The 20,450-nt window shown below is 37.7% G+C and carries 19 protein-coding genes; 11 read left to right on the forward strand and 8 right to left on the reverse strand.

Translation table 11 applies throughout. The features are described 5' to 3' along the window. Positions 1 to 2 precede the first annotated feature (2 nt). From CVD27_RS01090 to CVD27_RS01100, 3 genes are all read left to right on the forward strand, one after another. Complete coding sequence (locus tag CVD27_RS01090; RefSeq protein WP_101646054.1) at positions 3 to 611, forward strand: alpha/beta hydrolase; 609 nt, start codon at positions 3 to 5, stop codon at positions 609 to 611. 14 nt (positions 612 to 625) lie between these two features. Beyond that, complete coding sequence (locus CVD27_RS01095; protein ID WP_101646055.1) at positions 626 to 1,594, forward strand: ring-cleaving dioxygenase; 969 nt, start codon at positions 626 to 628, stop codon at positions 1,592 to 1,594. Positions 1,595 to 1,692: 98 nt separating this feature from the next. After that, positions 1,693 to 2,769: a PrsW family intramembrane metalloprotease gene (locus tag CVD27_RS01100; RefSeq protein ID WP_101646056.1), complete on the forward strand. Its 1,077-nt coding sequence runs from the start codon at positions 1,693 to 1,695 to the stop codon at positions 2,767 to 2,769. A gap of 140 nt (positions 2,770 to 2,909) precedes the next feature. Here CVD27_RS01100 and CVD27_RS01105 read toward each other — a convergent pair whose 3' ends face one another. Further along, positions 2,910 to 3,446, reverse strand: coding sequence for a DUF1259 domain-containing protein (locus CVD27_RS01105; protein WP_308301702.1), 537 nt, complete (start codon positions 3,444 to 3,446; stop codon positions 2,910 to 2,912). Beyond that, positions 3,412 to 4,992, reverse strand: a complete 1,581-nt coding sequence (locus tag CVD27_RS01110; RefSeq protein ID WP_101646057.1) for a GMC family oxidoreductase — start codon at positions 4,990 to 4,992, stop codon at positions 3,412 to 3,414. The genes CVD27_RS01105 and CVD27_RS01110 overlap by 35 nt, the downstream gene beginning before the upstream one ends. Positions 4,993 to 5,195: 203 nt before the next feature. On the opposite strand from CVD27_RS01110, the gene CVD27_RS01115 reads away from it, so the two are divergent. From CVD27_RS01115 to CVD27_RS01135, 5 genes are all read left to right on the forward strand, one after another. Further along, positions 5,196 to 6,677, forward strand: a complete 1,482-nt coding sequence (locus CVD27_RS01115; protein WP_101646058.1) for an FTR1 family iron permease — start codon at positions 5,196 to 5,198, stop codon at positions 6,675 to 6,677. Between the two features lie 18 nt (positions 6,678 to 6,695). Continuing rightward, positions 6,696 to 7,070: a hypothetical protein gene (locus CVD27_RS01120; RefSeq protein ID WP_101646059.1), complete on the forward strand. Its 375-nt coding sequence runs from the start codon at positions 6,696 to 6,698 to the stop codon at positions 7,068 to 7,070. A 165-nt stretch (positions 7,071 to 7,235) separates the two neighbouring features. Then, positions 7,236 to 7,778, forward strand: a complete 543-nt coding sequence (locus tag CVD27_RS01125; RefSeq protein ID WP_101646060.1) for a copper resistance CopC family protein — start codon at positions 7,236 to 7,238, stop codon at positions 7,776 to 7,778. A gap of 2 nt (positions 7,779 to 7,780) precedes the next feature. Continuing rightward, positions 7,781 to 8,857 carry a copper resistance D family protein gene (locus CVD27_RS01130; RefSeq protein WP_101646061.1) on the forward strand — a complete coding sequence of 359 codons (1,077 nt, stop codon included), beginning with the start codon at positions 7,781 to 7,783 and terminating at the stop codon, positions 8,855 to 8,857. 140 nt (positions 8,858 to 8,997) lie between these two features. Further along, on the forward strand, positions 8,998 to 9,387 hold the full coding sequence (locus tag CVD27_RS01135; RefSeq protein ID WP_101646062.1) for a hypothetical protein: 390 nt from the start codon (positions 8,998 to 9,000) through the stop codon (positions 9,385 to 9,387). 58 nt (positions 9,388 to 9,445) lie between these two features. Here the strand turns inward: CVD27_RS01135 and CVD27_RS01140 are convergent, their stop codons facing one another. Further along, complete coding sequence (locus tag CVD27_RS01140) at positions 9,446 to 12,763, reverse strand: polysaccharide deacetylase family protein (RefSeq protein ID WP_374703030.1); 3,318 nt, start codon at positions 12,761 to 12,763, stop codon at positions 9,446 to 9,448. 653 nt (positions 12,764 to 13,416) lie between these two features. Between CVD27_RS01140 and CVD27_RS27840 the strand changes: the two genes are divergently transcribed. Both CVD27_RS27840 and CVD27_RS01150 read left to right on the forward strand, forming a co-directional pair. Beyond that, entirely contained in the window at positions 13,417 to 14,028 is a 612-nt protein-coding gene (locus tag CVD27_RS27840; protein ID WP_180960112.1) for a hypothetical protein, read from the forward strand. 106 nt (positions 14,029 to 14,134) lie between these two features. Further along, on the forward strand, positions 14,135 to 14,647 hold the full coding sequence (locus CVD27_RS01150) for a DUF3189 family protein (RefSeq protein WP_101646064.1): 513 nt from the start codon (positions 14,135 to 14,137) through the stop codon (positions 14,645 to 14,647). Between the two features lie 20 nt (positions 14,648 to 14,667). Here CVD27_RS01150 and CVD27_RS01155 read toward each other — a convergent pair whose 3' ends face one another. The 5 genes from CVD27_RS01155 to CVD27_RS01175 form a co-directional block, all read right to left on the reverse strand. Next, positions 14,668 to 15,015 carry a hypothetical protein gene (locus CVD27_RS01155; protein ID WP_101646065.1) on the reverse strand — a complete coding sequence of 116 codons (348 nt, stop codon included), beginning with the start codon at positions 15,013 to 15,015 and terminating at the stop codon, positions 14,668 to 14,670. A gap of 72 nt (positions 15,016 to 15,087) precedes the next feature. Then, positions 15,088 to 16,254: an MFS transporter gene (locus CVD27_RS01160; protein WP_374703026.1), complete on the reverse strand. Its 1,167-nt coding sequence runs from the start codon at positions 16,252 to 16,254 to the stop codon at positions 15,088 to 15,090. A gap of 134 nt (positions 16,255 to 16,388) precedes the next feature. Beyond that, complete coding sequence (locus CVD27_RS01165) at positions 16,389 to 18,023, reverse strand: PhnE/PtxC family ABC transporter permease (RefSeq protein WP_101646067.1); 1,635 nt, start codon at positions 18,021 to 18,023, stop codon at positions 16,389 to 16,391. Then, on the reverse strand, positions 18,020 to 18,778 hold the full coding sequence (locus CVD27_RS01170) for a phosphonate ABC transporter ATP-binding protein (protein ID WP_101646068.1): 759 nt from the start codon (positions 18,776 to 18,778) through the stop codon (positions 18,020 to 18,022). Before CVD27_RS01170 ends, CVD27_RS01165 begins: the two co-directional genes overlap by 4 nt. 14 nt (positions 18,779 to 18,792) lie before the next feature. Further along, positions 18,793 to 19,698 carry a putative selenate ABC transporter substrate-binding protein gene (locus tag CVD27_RS01175; protein ID WP_101646069.1) on the reverse strand — a complete coding sequence of 302 codons (906 nt, stop codon included), beginning with the start codon at positions 19,696 to 19,698 and terminating at the stop codon, positions 18,793 to 18,795. Positions 19,699 to 20,163: 465 nt separating this feature from the next. Here CVD27_RS01175 and CVD27_RS01180 point away from each other — a divergent pair, with 465 nt between their 5' ends. Next, positions 20,164 to 20,382 carry a spore germination protein gene (locus CVD27_RS01180; protein WP_101646070.1) on the forward strand — a complete coding sequence of 73 codons (219 nt, stop codon included), beginning with the start codon at positions 20,164 to 20,166 and terminating at the stop codon, positions 20,380 to 20,382. Positions 20,383 to 20,450 lie beyond the last annotated feature (68 nt).

Below are 20,450 nucleotides of genomic sequence, written 5' to 3' on the forward strand. Positions count from 1 at the left end.
AGATGAAACACATTTTTCAAAAGGGGAAAACACCTGCAAAACCAACTTTGCTTTTACTCCATGGTACAGGGGGAAATGAATTAGATTTACTGCCATTAGCAGGAATGATTGATGATGAAGCATCCGTACTAAGTGTACGTGGGAATGTATTAGAGAATGGCATGCCCCGCTTTTTCCGAAGATTAGCAGAAGGAGTTTTTGATGAAGAGGATCTTGTGCTCCGAACTAACGAACTGAACCAGTTTCTCGATGAGGCATCACAAAAATATGAATTTGACCGCGACAATATTATTGCAATCGGGTACTCTAATGGGGCAAATATTGCTGCTAGCTTATTATTTCATTATAAAAACGCTTTAAAGGGCGCAATCCTTCATCATCCTATGGTGCCTAGAAAAGGAATCGAACTGCCTGATTTAACAGGAAAAAGCGTCTTTATAGCCGCAGGTACGAATGATCCAATTTGTTCACCATTAGAATCAAAAGAATTACAATCTTTACTTCAACAAGCGAACGCATCTGCAGAACTTCACTGGGAAAACCGAGGACATCAATTAACCAGAGAAGAGGTAGAAGCAGCTGCCCAGTGGTATAAGGAAATAGTCGGTTAAGGGAGGGTTTTTAAATGGAATTATTAGGATTACATCATGTATCTATCTTGACAGGCAAAGCTGAGAAAAATTATGAATTCTTCACCAAAATTTTGGGAATGAGATTAGTTAAAAAAACCGTTAATCAAGATAATACAGAGTCCTATCATCTTTTCTATGCGGATGCTGAGGGAAACCCCGGAACAGAAGTAACATTTTTTGATATCCCCGGACTAGGCCATTCATACAGGGGAACAACAGATATTTCAACGGTTTCTTTAAGGGTTAAAACAACGGATTCACTCTTCTTTTGGGAAAAGCGGTTTGAACAGTTTGGAATCAATTACGATCCTATTCAGAAAAGAGCTGGGCGTGATACCTTAGCCTTTCGTGACTTTGAAGGAACTCGTTTAATTCTAACTGCTGATAACGGGGAAAGTGGTGTCAAAGCAGGTATTCCTTGGAAACGCGAGGACATACCTCTTGAACATTCGATTATTGGATTAGGTCCTGTGACACTTACTGTCAGTATCGCAGAACCAACGATCGGCATTCTAACAGAAGTAATGGGATTTCGATATGTAGGTTCCTATCCTTCTCTCGAAGGAGATCACCCAGATATTCAGGTTTATGCAACAGGTGAAGGTGGAAGTGGAGCGGAAGTCCATATCGAGCCAAGACCTGATTTGCCTCGTGCGCGGATTGGACGTGGCGGCGTCCATCATGTGGCCTTCCGTGTACCAAATGAGGAGGAGTACAATCAATGGGCCCAGCGGTTAAAGCAATATCGGATCGCTAGCTCAGGTAAGGTAGAAAGATATTATTTTAAAGCGTTATATTTTAGAGAGCCAAATGGTATTCTCTTTGAACTTTCAACAGATACTCCAGGTTTCGCGATGGATGAACCAATGGAAACAATGGGGCAAAAACTGGCGCTGCCTCCATTTTTAGAACCAAAACGAAGCGAGATTGAAGCAAGGTTACGACCATTAGAATTAATTTAATTTGGTTTATATCTTAAAAACAGATGATTAAAATTCATCTGTTTTTTTGTATTAATTGGTTAAATTAACTAAGACTAAACCAAAAGGGGTGAAGTTATATGAAATGTCCGCAATGTGTCTACACAAATCCAGATGGAGTGAAATTCTGTTTAAGCTGCGGTGAAAAGTTTGTCAAAAACAACACACAAGAAGACGATAACAGCCTTTTTTATGAGTTTGCCCATTATGTGGATATGGTTCCGAGGGTTGAGCGCTCCATTGAACCCAAATTTCAAAACATCTTTTCTCGTGTTTTCAAAAATCACAGTGAGCTAGAAGCTGAGCGACTTTTCATCGTTGGAACGGCACTTACCACACCCAAAATTACAGAAGTAAAAGAAACATGGCCTAAACCTTGGCTTTTTGCAAGGGTGTTTATCTTTGCACTTCTTGCTTTCACAGGTTTGTACATAGGCGTTGACTATTTTAAGAATGTAAACTTTATACCTGGCCTTATCATTGTTGGTGCCTTTGCTGTTCCGTTGACAACGTTAATATTCTTCTGGGAAATGAACGCTCCGCAAAATATTGCCTTTTATCGAATTATTTATATCGTGTTTATTGGCGGAATCCTTTCCATGTTAGTAGCCTTAGTGTTTTTCAATATTTTAAGGCATAATATCAACCCCATTACGATCGGGATTGTTGAAGAGCTCGCCAAAGCTATAACTGTTATCACTTTCGTTCGTTACCGTAAATACAGGTATATTCTAAATGGACTTCTTATAGGAGCTGCTGTCGGAGCAGGGTTTGCAGCTTTTGAAACAGCGGGTTATGCATTAAGAGCACTGATGTCAGGCGATGCCCAAAATTTATATATAACCATTCTATGGCGCGGTGTTTTAGCTCCGGGAGGCCATGTCGCCTGGGCTGCTTTAACAGGGGCAGCATTCTGCAGGGTCCAAGGGGACCAACCATTTAGAATCGGCATGTTAGTGAAATTCAAATTCCTGCGCGTTTTTATGCTGGTAATTTTGATGCATGCTCTATGGGATACTCCGATACTCGGAATGTTTCCGTTAGGACAGATCTTCTTGACGATTTCTTCATGGGTAGTCGTTTTCCTGCTGATTCGTGCCGGACTTAAAGAAATTGGCAATAAGAAATTATTTGCCAATTATGGACCAAGTAATTAATACAAGCAATGGATGGGGGCTATTATCGTTGTGGTGTCCATTTTATTGGTTGAATATCTGAAGCTGCATTTTAACATTTTGAAAACTAATAAAAAAAAGTCTCCGATGAAATTTCAACATACACCGGAGGCTTGTCCTATCTAAAATAAACCTGCTTCTCTTGCTGCTTCAATACTATTTCTAGCAAATTCAAATGGATCGCCAACATTTTCCCAATGCATGTACATTAAGCGTGGCTCATCAAATAGCCAATGGTTGTGGACAGCAGTAACGGTTATACCTCTTCTTCTTAAAGCAGAAAGAAACGGATTAATTTCTCTTTGAAGGATAACTGTCTCACCAAGGTTAAGAGTTCTTCCATTTCTATTATTTTCAAAGGAAAGGGCAAATGGCAGGGAAAGTGGAGAACGAGTGCGACGGTTTAATATAGTAGCTTTAATATTGCGAAGGCGTTGGACAACGCAAACAGGCGTCGCAACCACAACCATTCCACCAATAATATCTGCAAGTTCCTGGCATGTTGTTGCATTCACACCAGCCACATTTCCGCTTGAAGTATTTGTATTACTTCTAGTCATGTTCATCATAGTTCCCATTACATTCGAATCGGATTCGTTATTATCCCCAAAATCCATTTGATCGTTATCTAGATAGTTGCTGAGCAATCGTATATCCAATTAGGTATGACGCAGCAGATGTGTTTCCATCAACAGTAAAAGGTATAATCGATGCATCGGCCACTAGCAAATTATTAACTCCATAAACTCTTGCAAAATGGTCGACCACTCCTCCTTGATTAAGAGGGGCCATGCGAAGGGCACTTTGTTGATGATGATTATGACCAAAGTTTTCTTTTATAAATTCTTCAAGTTTATCATCATTACATATCGTTTCTATTGATGGCTCTACAAGACTATAAGATGGGTCTACTTTTGCTAGCTTTATTGCTATCTTCTTAATATATGTTTTATATATAGCTTTAACAGATTCTAAATCCTCGTTATTATCAAGAAATCCTTCATCTGCTAATACAATTTTTAAAGGATCCTTGCTTTGCAGTTGGATTGTTCCTCTGCTTTTTGGTTGTAAATATAATATTGCTATAATAAATTTACCCTCAGAAACGAACCCTATCAGTTGGACACCACGACGTTGTCCTTGATTTTCATCAAGTGGATGGGGCAAAAAGGCACCTCCCGTATAAAGGGAAAATGGGTGTTTGCTTAGTTCAGAAATGTCTTTTTGATTCATAGAGAAAACAGCAGTATTTAAGGTATGATTGGTTAAAAATCGACCGACATTGGGATTATCAAAAATCACCGGTATACCTACTTTACCAAGCTCCTCAGCAGGGCCAATCCCTGATACCATTAATAGTTGAGTGCTATTTATTCCTGCAGAAATGATGACCTTTTTACGGGCAAATACTCGTTCCATTTTTCCTTCCATTAAAACTTCTACTCCAACCGCCGTATTCCCCTCAAAAAGGATTCGAAGAGCAGTGGATTCATAAAGCACTCTTAATTGCCGTCCGTTCACACCAAATCCATCCGAAGTCATAATATCCTGTGAAAAAAAGGCTGTGGAAGAACTCTCCCGGTGACCATTCTTTTTCTGAAATAGTTGCCAGCGAGTAAACGGTCCAAGGGGAGTTCTTGGGTCATTATAATCAAGGATTCGCTTAAAGCCTGTAGCTTGTTCCATTGCTTTGACGAATTTCTTTGATACCTTAGGTGGACTATCTGGAGTTTGTCTTATATTTAATCGACCTTTAACACCATGATATTCTGGTCCATTTGTGTCACCATGAAAATCTTCGAGCATTTTAAAGGTTTCAATAGCTTCATGAGGGGACCACATAGGACCTAAAAGTCTTTCCCATTCTTTTAACACAGCAGGAGTAGGTCTAACATATTGCTCTCCATTAATGGAAGAGCCTCCCCCAGAAAGGCGTCCGGTTGTCCATTCAAAAGAGCGTTCATCTAATGCTTCTTGTGGAACACCTTCTCCTTGCCAAAAGTATTGTGGAAAGAATTTTTCTTCCAATTCTGGTGCATACCTAGAGTCTTTAATAGGTAAATCATTATCATTATTTTGCCCGGCTTCTATGACTAGAACCGACGTTTTTTTATCATCGGTCAGAGTTTTAGCAATTACGGCACCCGCAGGACCAGTCCCGACAATAATATAGTCAAAGGATTTTTTTGATTCACTGGTAGACATTTTATCATTCTCCTTTACTTCGTTTATTTATTCTATGAATAAGCGGTAGGGGGGATTAGGTAAAAATAATAGGTAAAAAATTAAATTTAACTAAATCGTTCAAAAAATTGACATTGACAATCATTCTCAATAGAAATACAATCGATCTATACGGGATTGAAATTCATTATCATTTAAAATAATAGGTACAACAGGGGGATCACATGGGTAAACAGCTGCTTTTAAAAGTTTCTATCATTCTATTAATCATAGGATTGATCATACATAAGCCTGTCTTCGCTGCTGAAAGTTCCAGTACAGAATTAAAAACTGCCGAGACAGCTATAGATCAAGCATTAAACGCTGCTTCAAATGGGAATCTTTCTGAAGCTCAGAAACAATATGATCTATTTAATAAAACTTGGCGTGAAATTGAAGAAGGAATAAAGGCTGATTCAGCAACTGCTTATCGTGACATCGAGTCAAATATGGGTAAAGTGGTCTATGCCTTTACCGTAAATAAGCCGGAGCAAGTAATCCAGTCCTTACAAGGATTAAAGACCGTAAATGAAAAATTTATTAATGGAGGATATCCAAAGGAAGAGGGATTTAAGGAAAAAGATATATCCTTGGATGATTTTATCTTAATTCTTCAAAAAACGAAAAAAGAGATTAAAGAAAATAATCGACAAGAAGCCCTTGAGGGTATTAAGGAAGCAAGCGACAGCTGGTTGAGTGTTGAAGGAACAGTAGTTGCACAATCTGCTTCTGTATATAGTGATTCCGAAAGAGATTTGGTTGCTGTTCAAGCCATGCTGAGTAACAATCCTCCAAATTATCAACAGGCAGATAAAACGATTGATAATATGGTTAAATACCTGACTCCCCTTGCTGCTAAATCAGAGTACACTATGTGGGATGCGGCTATGATTTTAATTCGTGAAGGATTAGAAGCACTGCTAGTTGTGATTGCTTTAATGTCCTTTGTAAAAAAATCCGGAGAGTCCAGAGGACGAGGTTGGATTTGGACTGGTGTATTAGCAGGACTAGGGGTAAGTATCATCCTTGCCGTGATTGTAAAGTTTGTCATTTCCTCTGGAGCTTTTGGAAATAATAATGCCCTTATAGGTGGCTGGACAGGGGTATTTGCTGCTGTCATGTTATTATATATGAGCTATTGGCTTCATAGTCAGTCTAATATCGCTGATTGGAACAGGTATATCCGGGAAAAAAGTCAAACCGCATTAACTACTGGCAAACTTGTATCCCTAGGAATACTTGCGTTCCTTGCCGTATTCCGCGAAGGAACAGAAACTGTTTTGTTTTATATTGGTATGGCCAGTCAAATAAAACTTCAATCTTTATTATTCGGTTTTCTAATTGGAGCAGCCATTCTGGGAGTACTTGCTTATTTAATGGTTTTTGTTGGCTTGAAACTGCCACTGCGTCCGTTTTTTATGGTTTCAAGTATTATTGTATTCTATCTCTGCATTAAGTTTACTGGAATGGGGATTCACAGCCTGCAGTTAGCTGGTTTAATCCCAACTTCTAACGCAGAAGCTATTCCAAGTATAGGATTTTTTGCACTATACCCTTCATGGGAAAGTACAATTCCACAAATCGCTTTGGTTTTCGCAGCAATTATTATTATTTTATATAAAAATATTAAAAATAAAAAACTTATTACAGCTAACAATAACTTATAAAGAAAGCGGGAAATAGACATGAAAAAAATTACATCTTTTGTTTTATCAATCGGTCTTGGGGGTACTTTATTACTTGCTGGATGTGGTTCAACGGATAGTAAGGTGAGTGATGGAGTAAATACGATGCTAGACACGACGGAACAGTTATCAAAGGCAATTGATAGTGGGGACCAAGCAAAGGTAAAAGAGGTTGGACCTAAATTAGAGGATCAATGGTCCTCATTTGAAGACGATGTAAAAAAAGATAACAAGGAACTGTATGAAAAAATTGAAACCTATCTTGACCCAACTATTGCTGGTTCAGAAGCGGAAACTCTTGATAAAGAGGCATTAGCTGGATTAAATAATAAACTTACTGATGCTTTATCAGAATTAAAAGAGACTACTAAATAGTTTTTATAAAACACCGAATCTTGTCATGATTCGGTGTTTTGCGTCGAGCAAACTTTTGTAAATTTAATCGCTGAGAAATGTTTTCATTTGCCTATTATTACACTACAATGTAGTGAGTAAGGGGATTTGGTTTAAAAATATAAGATAGAATTTAGGAGAGAAAAAATGAAAAAACTATTATTTCTATTAATCTGCACATTATTGTTCATTCCGACAATCGTAAGTGCTCATACGGAACTAACCGGTTCTAATCCAGCAAACGGTACAATTGTTAAGGAAGATTTAAAAGAAATCGTTCTTACATATGAAGGGAAAATTGAATCGTTAAGTACAATGAAATTACTAAAAGAAGGACAAGAAATCTCTTTTGTCAGCGTTACACCAAAAGAGAATCAGTTAATTGGAACACTTTCCTCCCCATTAGAAAACGGTGACTATACTGTTCAATGGAACATTGCTGGTGAAGATGGCCATCCTTTATCTGGTGAAATTTTATTTCAAGTTAATAAAATAGCCGCTGCACCAAATACTACTACCAAGCAGTCTGAAACGAAATCCAAACAAGAAGAATCAAAAAAAGAGACACCAAAACCAAAACAATCCAGCAATGAACAATCTCAATCTTCAAGTCTTAAAACGGTGATCACCCTGGCGATTGTGATCATTTTACTTATCGGAGCGTTTCTATTATTTAGAAGGAAGCGTTAGTCATGGGATATGTCATACCTTTTTTTGAGTTTGGAAATTATTTTTTATACTCTATTTTAGTAGGACATATTGCTTTGCAATTTGTCCCTGAAGACAGAAAGCCAAAAAGCAAGATTGCAAAACCGTTTTTGTTGCTATCGACACTCGGAATCATTATTTTTACGTTGGGTCCAATTCTACAAACCATTTACTATTTTAAAGATGGTGTAGGTCTAGGTTTAGCTATTCGGACTGTATTCATAGATTTCCAAGTGGGAAAGGCTTGGATTTTCATTGGATTTTTGGCTACATTCTTATGGATGGCACTTCAATTAAATGCCTCAAAATATTTACAGGCATTATTAATATTATTAATGATATTAGGTGTAGGGTATTCAAGCCATGTGGCGTCACTTTCTTTTTGGACTGGCTTGATTTCACACAGCCTTCATTTTCTTTTAGTTACATTATGGACAGGTATCTTAATACATGTTGCTTGGTTATCAAAAGAGAACACCGATTGGGGAAAATTTTTACGTTGGTTTACACCGTTGGCATTAGTCAGCCTAATCATCATATTCATAAGCGGCTTTATTCTTATGGTTTTTATGGTAGAACCTAAGGATTATGTAAAGGCATGGGTATTGCCATATGGGCAGATGCTGTTGCTTAAGCATATTAGTATTTTACCGGTTTTAGTTTTCGCTATTATCAATGGTATTTTGGTAAGGAAAACCATCCTTATACACTCTTTTAATCCCCTTCCTTGGATAAGGGGAGAAAGTATTTTTTTATTCATTATTTTTTATATAACTGCTGTCATGGGTACATTATCACCACCACATGAAATTGAATTTACGCTTAAATCCGAAGGTCCATCCAGATGGGTTGAGTGGTTATTAGGAAAAAACATCACCACTACTTTGAATACTCATTTCCTTACGAATTTCCAATCAGTATTGCTGATTGTGATTTCCATTCATTTTTTAATCATGATTTTGATAAGTTTTAAAAAAGTAAAACCATTATTAGGTGTATTTATGGGGCTATGCTTTATTGTAGTATTATATATAGGAATGATGTTTTCTTTATACATTTAATACAGAAGGAGCAGCAATTAGTTTTATTGCTGCTTTTTTTATTTTTAAAAAAATTTATTCCCTCTTAAACAATATCCTATTATACTTGTCCACACCATCCCTTTAGTATTCGAATCTAATACAAATAGGGGGTGATCATTATGAATCCTGAAGATCCAATTTCTCTTGGAGCTCATTGTATTCTTCAAACCAGAAGAAATGGCTTTTTTTTAGTAGCGGAAATTGAAGCAGAAGCAGGAAATGTTGATATCGAGGAATATGTGTTCATACGTATCTCCAGAAGAGAAGCTAATGCTTTATTAAATGCAGGAGCGATGCGTTGCCAAGTAACAAATCAAATTCCAACATCTGATAATTTAGATGTGACTTTCGTATGTGTATTGATTTTAAATGGTGAGGCATTTGCTTTGTTTGATGTAGAGAACAATACAGATGATGCTGTTCTTGTCACAATCTCTGTAGCTGAGGCACGTCGTTTAATCCGCAGAGGTGCAAGACAATGCACAGTGATTAATAGACGTATCTTTTAATAGAGTATAAAGGAAAAAGGTCTTCCCAAATGGGAAAGACCTTTTTTCGTACATTCCTTTACATATTTTCCTTAACATTCACCATATAGGTTTCCTGTGTTACATTTCCTTTTCGTTTTAATTTATTCCAACCAACGGTTACTCCTTTTATTGCAGAGAAAATAGATTTGATCACCACATACGTCATAAGCTGCTTATACAAGATCCGTTGTAAAAACAAGGAAACCAGTGGTTTAGGGCTTTCCTTCTCCAACCGAAACGCATAAAGGGAAGTAACGAAATCAAGCAGGTAAAATAGGATAAAGCCAATTACTGCTTTTCCCGGATGCCCGTTAAATAGGGCAATAATAAACAATAGGTCTGCAATAGGCGATATTGTTTGATAGATATACTGGAAGATCCACATGTTTGGAAGACCCACAAAACCCAATGAGTTATGTTTTTTATTAAATAAGGCCTCTCGATGTTTCCATAAGCATTGTAATGTACCATAAACCCATCGGTACCTCTGTTTTGACAGACTTTTTATATCTTCAGGCACTTCTGTAAAGGCGAAAGCTTTTTCCTCAAATTCAATCTTTTTTCCTTGGCGTAAAAGAGTGAGAGTAATATCGGTATCCTCCGCCAGTGTATCCTCTTGAAAGTATCCTGCTTCTTCTACATCTGTCTTTCTCCATGCACCAATTGCACCCGGTACCACTGTAATGCAATTGAGAGCGGCGAAAGCTCTTCTTTCAAGGTTAAAGCCTGTCACATATTCGATATGCTGCCAGTTTGTAAGGAGGTTCCCCTTATTGCCGACTTTCACATTTCCAGAAACTGCAGCCACCTTATTATTTCTAAAATGGTTAACTAGCAAAGAGATGGCATTCTCCGCAATGAGTGTATCAGCATCAAGAGCAACAACGATTTTTCCTTTTGCTTCTTTAAAACCAAGATTCACTGCGGAAGACTTTCCGCCATTTGCTTTTTTAATTAATCGAACGAAGGGATGTTTTTCATAAGTGTTTTGAACAACCATAGCCGTATCGTCCTTTGAACCATCGTCAATAACCAGTACTTCAAAAGAAGGATAGTCACTGGAAAGAATAGAATCAACCGTTTTGCAAATTACTTTTTCCTCGTTATAGGCAGCAATCACAACACTAACAAAAGGTGTAAACGCAGGGTCAATCACAGTCTCTTTATACTCTTTTACCTGTTTTCTAGAAAGGAAGATAAAGATCAAAAGACGCAAGATTCCTAGGATAATTGCTGAGTAGAAAAGGATGGTTAATCCATAACTCCAACCCTGCATGAGCTTAAAAATAGCTTTATCATAGACCAAATAAGGGTTGTCCTGCTTGGCAGAAGGCATTATTTGTCCATTTGTTTTTCCAACCAGATTGCCAATGGTTGTAAAGGTATAGCCACGCTTCTTAAGTTCTTTTATTATGATCGGCAAAGCCTTTACCGTGTTAGAACGGTCACCTCCTGAATCGTGGAACAAAATCACATTTCCCTTTGGCAGCTGTTCTAATACCCGCTTTACAATTTGATTACTAGAAGGTCTTTGCCAGTCGTCCGTGTCAATTAATTCACCTACCATGGTATATCCCATATCTTGTGCACGCATGATAGGAAGCAGTTCGCTTTTTGTGCTCGGTTCCGCATCGGCCACATACGGCGGACGGAAAAGGGTCATGGAACGTCCAGTAATTTCTTCAAATAACCTTTGATTAGCATTTAACTCCAGTTTTGTTTGCCATGGTGCGGTAGATGCCACATCAGGATGGGTAAAGGTATGGCTGCCGACTTCATGACCCTCATTAATCATTCTTTTAATTAAACTTGGATGCTGAACGGCATTCTCTCCAACAATAAAGAAAGATCCTTTTATATGATACTTGTCCAAAATGTCCAATATTTGCGGGGTATAGATAGAATCCGGTCCATCGTCAAAAGTAAGGACGATTTCTTTCTTTTTTGGTTTTCCATAACGAACCACTTCAAAGGGCTTAGGTAATTTACTATAGGATTCATTTTGAATCAGGCCTTGTGAATCCATTTGAATGGCCCTTTTACCTTTTTCTGATTGAGATACAACTGTTAAAATTTCACCTGCACCTGAATAGTGAACAGGATCCGGACTTATGATCGTTTTAAGGGCATTAGATGGTTGATCCATTGCCTTTGGTTTATTCATATACTTCCAAATAGAAGGGTCTTCAGAACCTAGACGCCAGACCGCGATTCCTCTTGAACCACTAGCTATGGCAGTCTTCATTTGATTATAAAATGTTGCAGCATCTAAAAACCAAACAATGTGGTTTTTTCCGTTTATTTTATATCGCAAATAAGGGTTGCCTACTTGTTTATTCCACTGGATTTTGAGATTGGTACCTATTCCGAGATTCATAATATCTCCGAAGGTAACCGTTTTAGCAGCTTCCTTGCCGTTTTCTTCCCAGTCATAACCATAACTTCCCAAACTCACAATTAATTTTTCAGAAGGAATATTGAGCTGCTTTAGGCTCTCTTTGACCCAATCTAAAGGTGCGACTGGTCCAGGTTTACTCAAGGAATTATGCTGGTCATATAACATGACAAACATCCGGTCTACATCTTTTGCTAAAGAAGTATAATCAAAAGTGGTGTTATTTGGCGGGACATCAATCGAAACCAAGAGACCATGTTGATGAAATTGCTTTGAAACTTTATTTATAAATTTAGTTAAATTCGCTTTATCATTTGGATTGATATTCTCAAAGTCTATATTGATACCTGCAAAGTCATTTGTTCTCACATAAGTCAGCATATTTTTAATAAAAGAATCTTCTGCACCGGGAGTAGTAAACAACCGATGAAGAGTTTCTGCATCCCATTTATTATTAATAAAGTTATTAACAACTGGGAGGATTTTGATTTGGTGCGCTTTTGCCTCTTTAATAATAGACGGATCTGTGCTGGCATTAAAGGTTAGGTCAGTAGTAAGCTGCAGCCACTCCGGCACTAGGGTTGTAATAGAATTAATATTATTTTTAAAAGAAGTTTTACTGTTCTCATCCCAATTGACGTAAAAACCGTAGACTTCTTGTTTACTAGTTATTTTGTTTTCTAGACCCTCATTTTTTTGAATAAGAGGGGATGGATACGTTTTTTGCAGCTGTGATGCAAGCTGTTCCTCAGTGAAACTTTGATTAATTGGTTCAATCCTGCTCGTTGCTTTGCTGTTATTTAATTGAAGGCTAGGAAACACTGGATCAGTGTTTAGACTTTCAATAAAAATAAATGATACTAATACAATTAATAGAGTAAAGCCTGCAGTCATACGTTTAAAAATCGACCAGCGTCTTTTAGCAGGATCAAGAAAAACATGATCTTGATTACGATCCATTTTTTTAAGCCCTAAATTGTAAAACCAATGAAAGATAAAATAACATACTAGCCCAATGAATCCACCCAAGACTGGTGTTAAATTATATCCTTCTAATAAAGGTAAATGAACTAAAGGTAAATCTCGAATGTTAGGAATAAAAAGAGTGATTAACATTCCAAGGAATATGGCGATTAGATTAAGACGGAACAAAAGTGAAAGAACAAGTAATAATGGAATTCTAACACTATATATGGGCAAAAAGGCCAGGAAAAATCCTAGTGAACTCGCAATGGCACCTCTATTACCAGTGACAGGTGCAAAAAAGGATCGAACAACCCACCTAAAAATTCGATGCACAATATTCCTCCTTATATGTGTGGCGTTGTGATGTATTGTTAAATTTTAGAATATAAGTTTATCCCTAATTTAAAGGTTACATTTTCTAAGTTTTTTCGACAAAAAAAGACTACCAACAAAAGGTTAGGTAGTCATTAATGGATTTTGGGGGTAGGTTGAAATGTTTTTTTCATTACTTAATGGTACTTGTGTCAATTCTTGGTTTTTATACACTTTATTAACACAAAAAAACTAGAAGTATACCCCCATAAACAATTAAGGATTTGGCGAAATTTGTATTACAATCCTGAATAAAAAGACAAAAGGGGAAAAATATGAACAAAAGAGCCATTGGAGCCCTAACCATGGTATTGGTAGGTTCCGTTACGTTTTCTCTCACCAACAATTTGTTAGCTGATCAATCTATTAAACAACTAACTCAACCAAATAATCTGCCTATTTCCGATGAACAAAAAACAGCTGTTCAGATCGACTCAACAGAAAAAAATATAAATCAATCATCAAAAACAGCAGATGAAATAACTACTGCAAAAAATACAGTAGTAGAACAAAAACCTGTAACAGAAACAAACACCGTGAAAACCACGGTACTAAATAAGCCAGTTACGCAACAAGCAAAGAGTAAAAACACTGCGACTCAAATTCAAAAGAATACCACAACTGTAATTGTTACATCATCTTCAAGTAAACCGACAGCATCCGTAGCTACAACCACGCAAAATCAGAAAACAACTGCACCTATGACACAAAGTACGAAACCAACTACTACAGGTGCCACCAGCACGAAGACAACTACAACGACTGCATCGACAACCTCGCCAACAACTACAGCGACAACGAATCATGGACAACAAGTCTCACAAGATGCAAAAGCAAAAGCTGCGATCAATAAAGCTCAAAAAGTAACCCCCGGTAAGAAAAAGTAAATTTTTTAAAAGGATCGCCTTAATAAGGGGATCTTTTTTTACCTCAGTATAAAAAGGAAATAAAAGCCTATAATAACTGTATATAATTATTTAAGGATGATCTCCCATGATATACATTTATAATGATTACGGCGGTACACATACTACTTCTATGGCAGCAGCCTATCATTTAAAACAATTACCTCAATCTGAAAGAAAACTGACTACAGACGAAATATTGAATATAAACTATTTTAATAAGCTGACAAAAGAACAATTCGGAAGGCTAATATATCATGGTAAAGATGAAGAGGGGAACTTAGTTTATACGATTGGACGGAAAAGGGATAAACTTGTAGTACCTGCATTGAAAGAAATGGCTTTAATGCTGCAAGAAAAATTTCATTTTAAAGAAAAAATTATTTTCTCTAATACCTCACCAACCGTTCCATTGACTATGTCTCTTGGGGGATTTTTTTCGAGAGGTTTGAAGATAGATTTTATTGGTGTACCGTTGTTAGTAAATGGGGCCAAACAATGTTGTGATAATATTTATAGGTTAGTTGAAAACACCAAACACATTGCCCATACCTATAACGAAAATGTTATTATCCTACAAAATGAAATGTACAAGGACTAATAAGTAAAGACCGCTATCATCTAGCGGTCTTTACTTATTCCTTTACTTTTGCTATAGTCCCAATACTTAAGGGTATCCGTTTGTCCAGTTGGTTCACTTTTTAAAATATGACCGTCTTTATCTTTGAAAACTTCATATTCCTCGTACGTTTCTAGGATAAAACCATCTTTCTTTTCTCGTTTGACGAGTCTCTCTTCGGTATCCGGTACATCCGTTGATGGTTCCACCGCAGCTGGCAGTGCTTGAACAGGTTGCTCGTTCGAATAGGCATAGTCTTTATTTAAGAATGAGTAGGGTGAATCAAGATAAGCCGAAAAGCCTAAGAGAATCACAACGAAAAAAACACTGAAATAGGTTTTTCTTTTCATGTCCATGCTCCTCATTTCTACCAGAATCCTCAAACCCATTTTATGCATGTCCAAGAAACATATGCCTTAAAATTAGCGATTGGATAGTTTAACAAGATTTACCTGAGGACGGAAGAGAAGAAATAAAACAAAAGCGGCAATCGTTATAACAGCACCAGAAATATAAGGAAGGCCTATGGTTATCGAATATAACCAACCCCCCAGTGTCGGGCCAATAATCCTGCCTAATGAATCAAACGAAGATAATAAGCCAGTTGAGTGCCCATGACCAGCTGAAGAAGTCTTTGTCAGTAAAGACGAGACACTTGGACGGATTACACCATTCCCTAAACCAAAAATGGTTAAAAAGATCGCAGCCGTTGTAAAACTATGTACAAGCAAAATTAATCCAAACCCAATGGCCGAGACGATCATACCGCCTTGAATAACGGAATTCTCACCATATTTTTTTGTTAATCTGCCAACCAACCCACCTTGAACCAGGGCACTGCCGAAGCCCATTATCATAAAAATAATCCCTAGCTGGATTGAATCTAAACCGGCTTTTTTAGCTGCAAAATAAGCAAACGTTGCTTCAAGACCAGACAGCGAGAGAGAAATTAAAAACTGCACGAAAAACAGGATAGAGGTGGCACCATTAAGCGCTTTCCAGAAAGGTGGTCTTTTTTGAACCGTTTCGCTTCCTTTTTGTTTTGATTCCTTCAATAAAATGAATACAAGGATTAACGTAATAAAAGAAGACCCACTTGCCAGATAAAAGGGCATATTTAAGCTAATTTTCGAAAAAATCCCACCTATTGCCGGACCAAAAACAAAGCCAAGTCCTGTTGCCGCTCCTACAATCCCCATCCCTTTTCCTCGGTTTTCCTCCGTGGTAATGTCAGCCACATAAGCCATAGCGGTAGGCATATTGGCTGAAGATAAAATTCCTCCTATGATTCTTGCCACAAACAACATCCATAATTGAGTGGAGATGGCCTGAATAAAAAAGGAGAGAGCAAGACCGGCAATACCGAGCATCATCACTGGCTTTCTCCCGATCCGGTCTGATACTTGCCCCCAAATCGGAGCGAAAATCAGCTGCATAAGTGAGTATACGGACATTAACAAGCCGAGTTCGGTTGGACTTGCACCAATTTCCTTTGCATAAAAAGGTAAAACCGGAATAATGATTCCAAAACCAACCATTACTAAAAACATAACAAGAAACAAGATAGGTAAAGCCTTCTTTGTTTCCATCATTCTCACCCCCCTAATTAAGGATAAAGGAAATAGATGTTTTAAAACAAGCATTTATATCCCATTATTTCCTTGCTTGGAAATCGTATGCAGCGAAAAAAAAAACACATCTTAACGCGAAGATGTGTTTTGTCTTATTTAACTACTTTTCTTGTACTTTCAGAAGCAAAATCTGCAATCAGAACAAGAATCATATAACATAGGAGCAGCAAGGTAATTTGTGTGTAATTGAAATAACTCATGGCGAGCTTAAAGTCCATACCCAAACCACCAGCTCCAACAAATCCAACCACTATGGTTGTTCTCATGATGACTTCCCAGCGATAAAGAATATAAGTAAGAAATCTAGGTAAAACCATTGGCAGGATCCCATAAAAGAAAGACTCCATTTTGGAGGCCCCTGCTGTGGCCAAATTCCGAATGGGACGCGAATCCATGTCTTCAATTACTTCAGCCCACAGCTTACCCAATATTCCGAAGTTATGCAGAGCAAGAGCAATGGCTCCTGGTAAAAGACCCGGTTTAAAAATAAAGATAATCATCATGGCCCAAACTAGTTCAGGAACGGCCCTAGAAAAAATATAAGCAAGTCGTACAAAAGCAAATAATGGCCAATTATACCATTTTTTCATTCCAGTTAACTTTCCATTAGCGATGTTGCGTGCCGCAGGAATCACCGTTAAGAAAGCTGTTACTGTTGCGAATCCAATCGCCATAATACTCATTTCCAGCGTTTCTAGCGTGAGTTTCAATGCATCTGACCAGCTTTTAGTATCGAGGAAGGCAGGGTGGTCAATGCCAATCCCTATTAGTCCGCCGAAAAACCTTTTCGCGGCTTCGATATTTCTATCCGAAAAGAGCTCAAAAAATTGGGCATTGTCACCGATATTAATATAAACCCATGAGCCAATAATCAGTACTAGCGTAAAAAAGACAGATCTCCATCCAGAGCTAAAACCACGCTGTTTCTTTCTCTCGGTTAAGGTCCGGCGGACATAATTGCTCCATAAATCCACAAAGATAACAAGTCCGATGAGAAAAAATACAAACGCCCAAACCCGGTCATATTTTAAATCCTGTAAAGATAGTTGAATTTGATAACCTAACCCTCCAAGACCAATAAAGCTCATGATTGCCGAAGAACGGATGGCACATTCAAATCGATACATGGTGTAACTGATCATATCTGCCCAAACTAAAGGGAGGTAGCCATAAATAAGTGTTTGCCTCTTAGATGCTCCTGATGTTATTAATGCTTTAATCGGTTCTTCAGATACATCATTAAGCATATCCGCAAAAATCCGGCCCAAAATTCCACCATAGGGAATCGCGAGAGCAAATATTGCTGCGAAAGGGGAAAGTCCAACTGCCGCAACAAAAAGCCATGCCCAAATGAGTTCATGTATGGAACGAGTAAACCCTAAAATCCCTCTAAAAAACACTTTTGACACCAATTTAGAGATTTTTGAGGAAGTCAATACTCCTGAAGCAAGGATCCCAACCACAAAAGCATAAAGGAGGGCGAGCGACATCCCAGCAACGGCATACGCTAATGTAATCCATGAAGATTCCAGACCCAGAAGGAGAACATCAGGGGAGAGGTCAGGATGAAAAAGGCCTTCAAATATTTGTATCAGAGTTGGAATTCCGCCGGAGTGAAATAAATCCGCATTCCATTTAATAGAAAAGAGACTCCATACAAAAATAGCAATCAAGAGAAGTGAGAGTAAAAAGCGATTATGCAATCGAAAAAAGCGGGCTAATTTCATACCATACCACCGCTTTTGATTTGGTATAATTCAGCAAGAAGGTCATCCGTTACTTGCGCCGTCGGTAAGTCAAAGAATATCTCACCGTTTTTCATTGCAATGATCCTTGTAAAATACTTTCTCGCATATTCAACGGAGTGGAGACTGGTTATTAAGGTTTGCTTTTCCTCGGTTATTAATTTCGTTAGCATGGTTAAAATATCATCAGCTCTTGCGGGATCTAGAGAAGCAACTGGCTCGTCAGCTAAAATAATTTCCGGATTTTGAACCATTAACCTTGCCATGGCTACACGCTGCTGCTCACCTCCTGATAAATGGGAGGTAATTTCATAAGCTTTTTCATGAAGTCCAACACGTTCCAACGCTTTCATCGCTAGCTCTTTCTCATGAGGAACCAATAAAGAGAAAAGTGATTTTAAGGTACCCCATTCAGCAAGTTTTCCAGCAAGGACATTATGAATTACAGCAAGCGGTCCAATTAAATCAAATTGCTGGCGAATAACGCCAACTTTTTTTGCTAAGACTTTTCCTTTTTTATAACCAATAAGGGGCTGCCCATCGATTAGAAGGTCCCCCTCTGAAATTGGCACAAGCCCAATAATAGAATTAAGCAGAGTGGTTTTACCCGCTCCGCTTGGTCCAATCAAGGCCACTAATTCACCTTGTTTTATGGTAAAAGAAAGGGAAGATAAGGCTATCTTCCTCTCAAAGTGTTTTGTTAAATTTTTGGCTTCAATCATATTTTTTGAAGACATTTCTATAACACCTACTACTTAATGATGTTTAATTCTTTTGCTACCTTTTGGATCTTTTTGTAATTATCATTTTTTGTTTCGATAAATTTATCTGTTTGGAAGAAGTCAGTAATCTCTTTTTGATTTGTTGTAATTGAGAGAATCGCATCTTCTACCTTTTTCTTAGCGCCGTCTCCGAAGACATCATCAACATTGCTATTGATCGTCCAGTTATAGTCAAAGAAAGCAGGAGTAGTATAGAATACCTTCACTTTATTGGAATCTACTTTTCCTTCTTTTACAGCAGCTTCCCAAACGGCTTCGTTTAAGGCGCCGGCTTTGAACGCACCAGATTCTACTAATTTATAGGTAGTATCATGTGAGCCAGAGAAGTTTGGTTTTCCATCAAAGTCCTTATTAGGGTCGATTCCAGCTTCTGTTAGGAAATAACGTGGCATTAAATGTCCTGAAGTCGAGCTTTCGCTTCCAAAAGTAAAGGATTTACCTTTTAAATCCTCCAGCTTTGTAATTCCTGAATTCGGTTGAGTAATGAATACAGAGTGGAATTCAGCATCTCTAGGTCTTTGCGCGAAGCTTTCAGCACCTGGTACAAGGTTAACCGCTTGGACACTAGTTAAACCGCCGAACCATGCCATATGAATTTCTCCACGTTGGAATCCTGTTACAAGTGCAGCATAGTCAACAGATGGAACAAATTCTACCTTCATCCCAGTTTTTTCACTAAGATATTTTGCTACTGCCGTCATCCCTTTATCAAGATCGGCCGCATTTTGGTCAGGTATCGCACCAATTTTGAAAACTTCCTTTGTATTAGTCGTTTCTTTTTTTGATTCGCTAGCTTTATCATCTTGTTGGCTGACGCATGCAGCTAGTGAAAAGACGAGCATAGCTAATAATAACACAGATAACCATTTCTTCATAAATTTCCGCACCTCATAGTAATAATATTCTTATGCCTATTTCAGTATAAAGAAAGTCATTAATCGAATAAATTCATTTAATCTATTTATTCTATAATAACTAATAGATTATATAGATAGATAAACCAAAAATTATTTTTATTATCTAACTTTATAAATTAAAACCTCTGCTTTTAGGCAGAGGTCGAGTAATACTATCTTAAACTGTCATTTGTGACCATTCTTCGACATTACAAACTTTTGTTACCCAATCTTCGTAGAAATCAGGTTCGTGGCATACTAACACAACAGTTCCTTTATTCTGCAAGTAATGAAAAGAAACATCATTAAATAAAGTTCGATCTCCAAATGTGTGGGATAAATTTTCAACAGTTAATCTAATTTTTCATTAGGATTGATGAAGACGTTTAAACATGCTATACAACTTGTACATATAATAGAAAAAAGGAGGGAAGGAGTGTTTGTATGGCGGCATACAATCAAGATGGAATTACCATCGGCACCATTTCAGGGGGAATTGTAAACTTTGGCGGCGCGGTCACAATTGCTCCGATATCTATCACAAAGACAATCTCAGGATCAGGTTCAGGTAATCAGGGAGAATCCACTACAACAAGCAGTGGAAGTAATTCTTTAAGTGAAATTGATTTATCTGGAATTCTAAATACAATCAGACGGAGTTAAACATAACCCCGTCTGATTTTTTTAGTTTTTAAGTGCTTTTATGCATTAATTGATTGGCTCTGTTCTTT

It is taken from the genome of Neobacillus cucumis, assembly GCF_002860255.1.
In the GTDB taxonomy this organism is placed as follows: Bacteria; Bacillota; Bacilli; order Bacillales; family Cytobacillaceae; genus Neobacillus; species Neobacillus cucumis_A.

Bases quoted from the DNA above. Each gene is read 5' to 3' on its own strand.
- CVD27_RS01170 (WP_101646068.1), bottom strand. From the start codon at position 18,778: ATGTCTTCAAAAAATATGATTGAAGCCAAAAATTTAACAAAACACTTT.
- CVD27_RS01110 (WP_101646057.1), bottom strand. From the start codon at position 4,992: ATGTCTACCAGTGAATCAAAAAAATCCTTTGACTATATTATTGTCGGG.
- CVD27_RS01095 (WP_101646055.1), top strand. From the start codon at position 626: ATGGAATTATTAGGATTACATCATGTATCTATCTTGACAGGCAAAGCT.
- CVD27_RS01140 (WP_374703030.1), bottom strand. From the start codon at position 12,763: ATGGATCGTAATCAAGATCATGTTTTTCTTGATCCTGCTAAAAGACGC.
- CVD27_RS01175 (WP_101646069.1), bottom strand. From the start codon at position 19,698: ATGAAGAAATGGTTATCTGTGTTATTATTAGCTATGCTCGTCTTTTCA.
- CVD27_RS01090 (WP_101646054.1), top strand. From the start codon at position 3: ATGAAACACATTTTTCAAAAGGGGAAAACACCTGCAAAACCAACTTTG.
- CVD27_RS01115 (WP_101646058.1), top strand. From the start codon at position 5,196: ATGGGTAAACAGCTGCTTTTAAAAGTTTCTATCATTCTATTAATCATA.
- CVD27_RS27840 (WP_180960112.1), top strand. From the start codon at position 13,417: ATGAACAAAAGAGCCATTGGAGCCCTAACCATGGTATTGGTAGGTTCC.
- CVD27_RS01130 (WP_101646061.1), top strand. From the start codon at position 7,781: ATGGGATATGTCATACCTTTTTTTGAGTTTGGAAATTATTTTTTATAC.
- CVD27_RS01160 (WP_374703026.1), bottom strand. From the start codon at position 16,254: ATGGAAACAAAGAAGGCTTTACCTATCTTGTTTCTTGTTATGTTTTTA.
- CVD27_RS01125 (WP_101646060.1), top strand. From the start codon at position 7,236: ATGAAAAAACTATTATTTCTATTAATCTGCACATTATTGTTCATTCCG.
- CVD27_RS01135 (WP_101646062.1), top strand. From the start codon at position 8,998: ATGAATCCTGAAGATCCAATTTCTCTTGGAGCTCATTGTATTCTTCAA.
- CVD27_RS01100 (WP_101646056.1), top strand. From the start codon at position 1,693: ATGAAATGTCCGCAATGTGTCTACACAAATCCAGATGGAGTGAAATTC.
- CVD27_RS01165 (WP_101646067.1), bottom strand. From the start codon at position 18,023: ATGAAATTAGCCCGCTTTTTTCGATTGCATAATCGCTTTTTACTCTCA.
- CVD27_RS01155 (WP_101646065.1), bottom strand. From the start codon at position 15,015: ATGAAAAGAAAAACCTATTTCAGTGTTTTTTTCGTTGTGATTCTCTTA.
- CVD27_RS01180 (WP_101646070.1), top strand. From the start codon at position 20,164: ATGGCGGCATACAATCAAGATGGAATTACCATCGGCACCATTTCAGGG.
- CVD27_RS01150 (WP_101646064.1), top strand. From the start codon at position 14,135: ATGATATACATTTATAATGATTACGGCGGTACACATACTACTTCTATG.
- CVD27_RS01120 (WP_101646059.1), top strand. From the start codon at position 6,696: ATGAAAAAAATTACATCTTTTGTTTTATCAATCGGTCTTGGGGGTACT.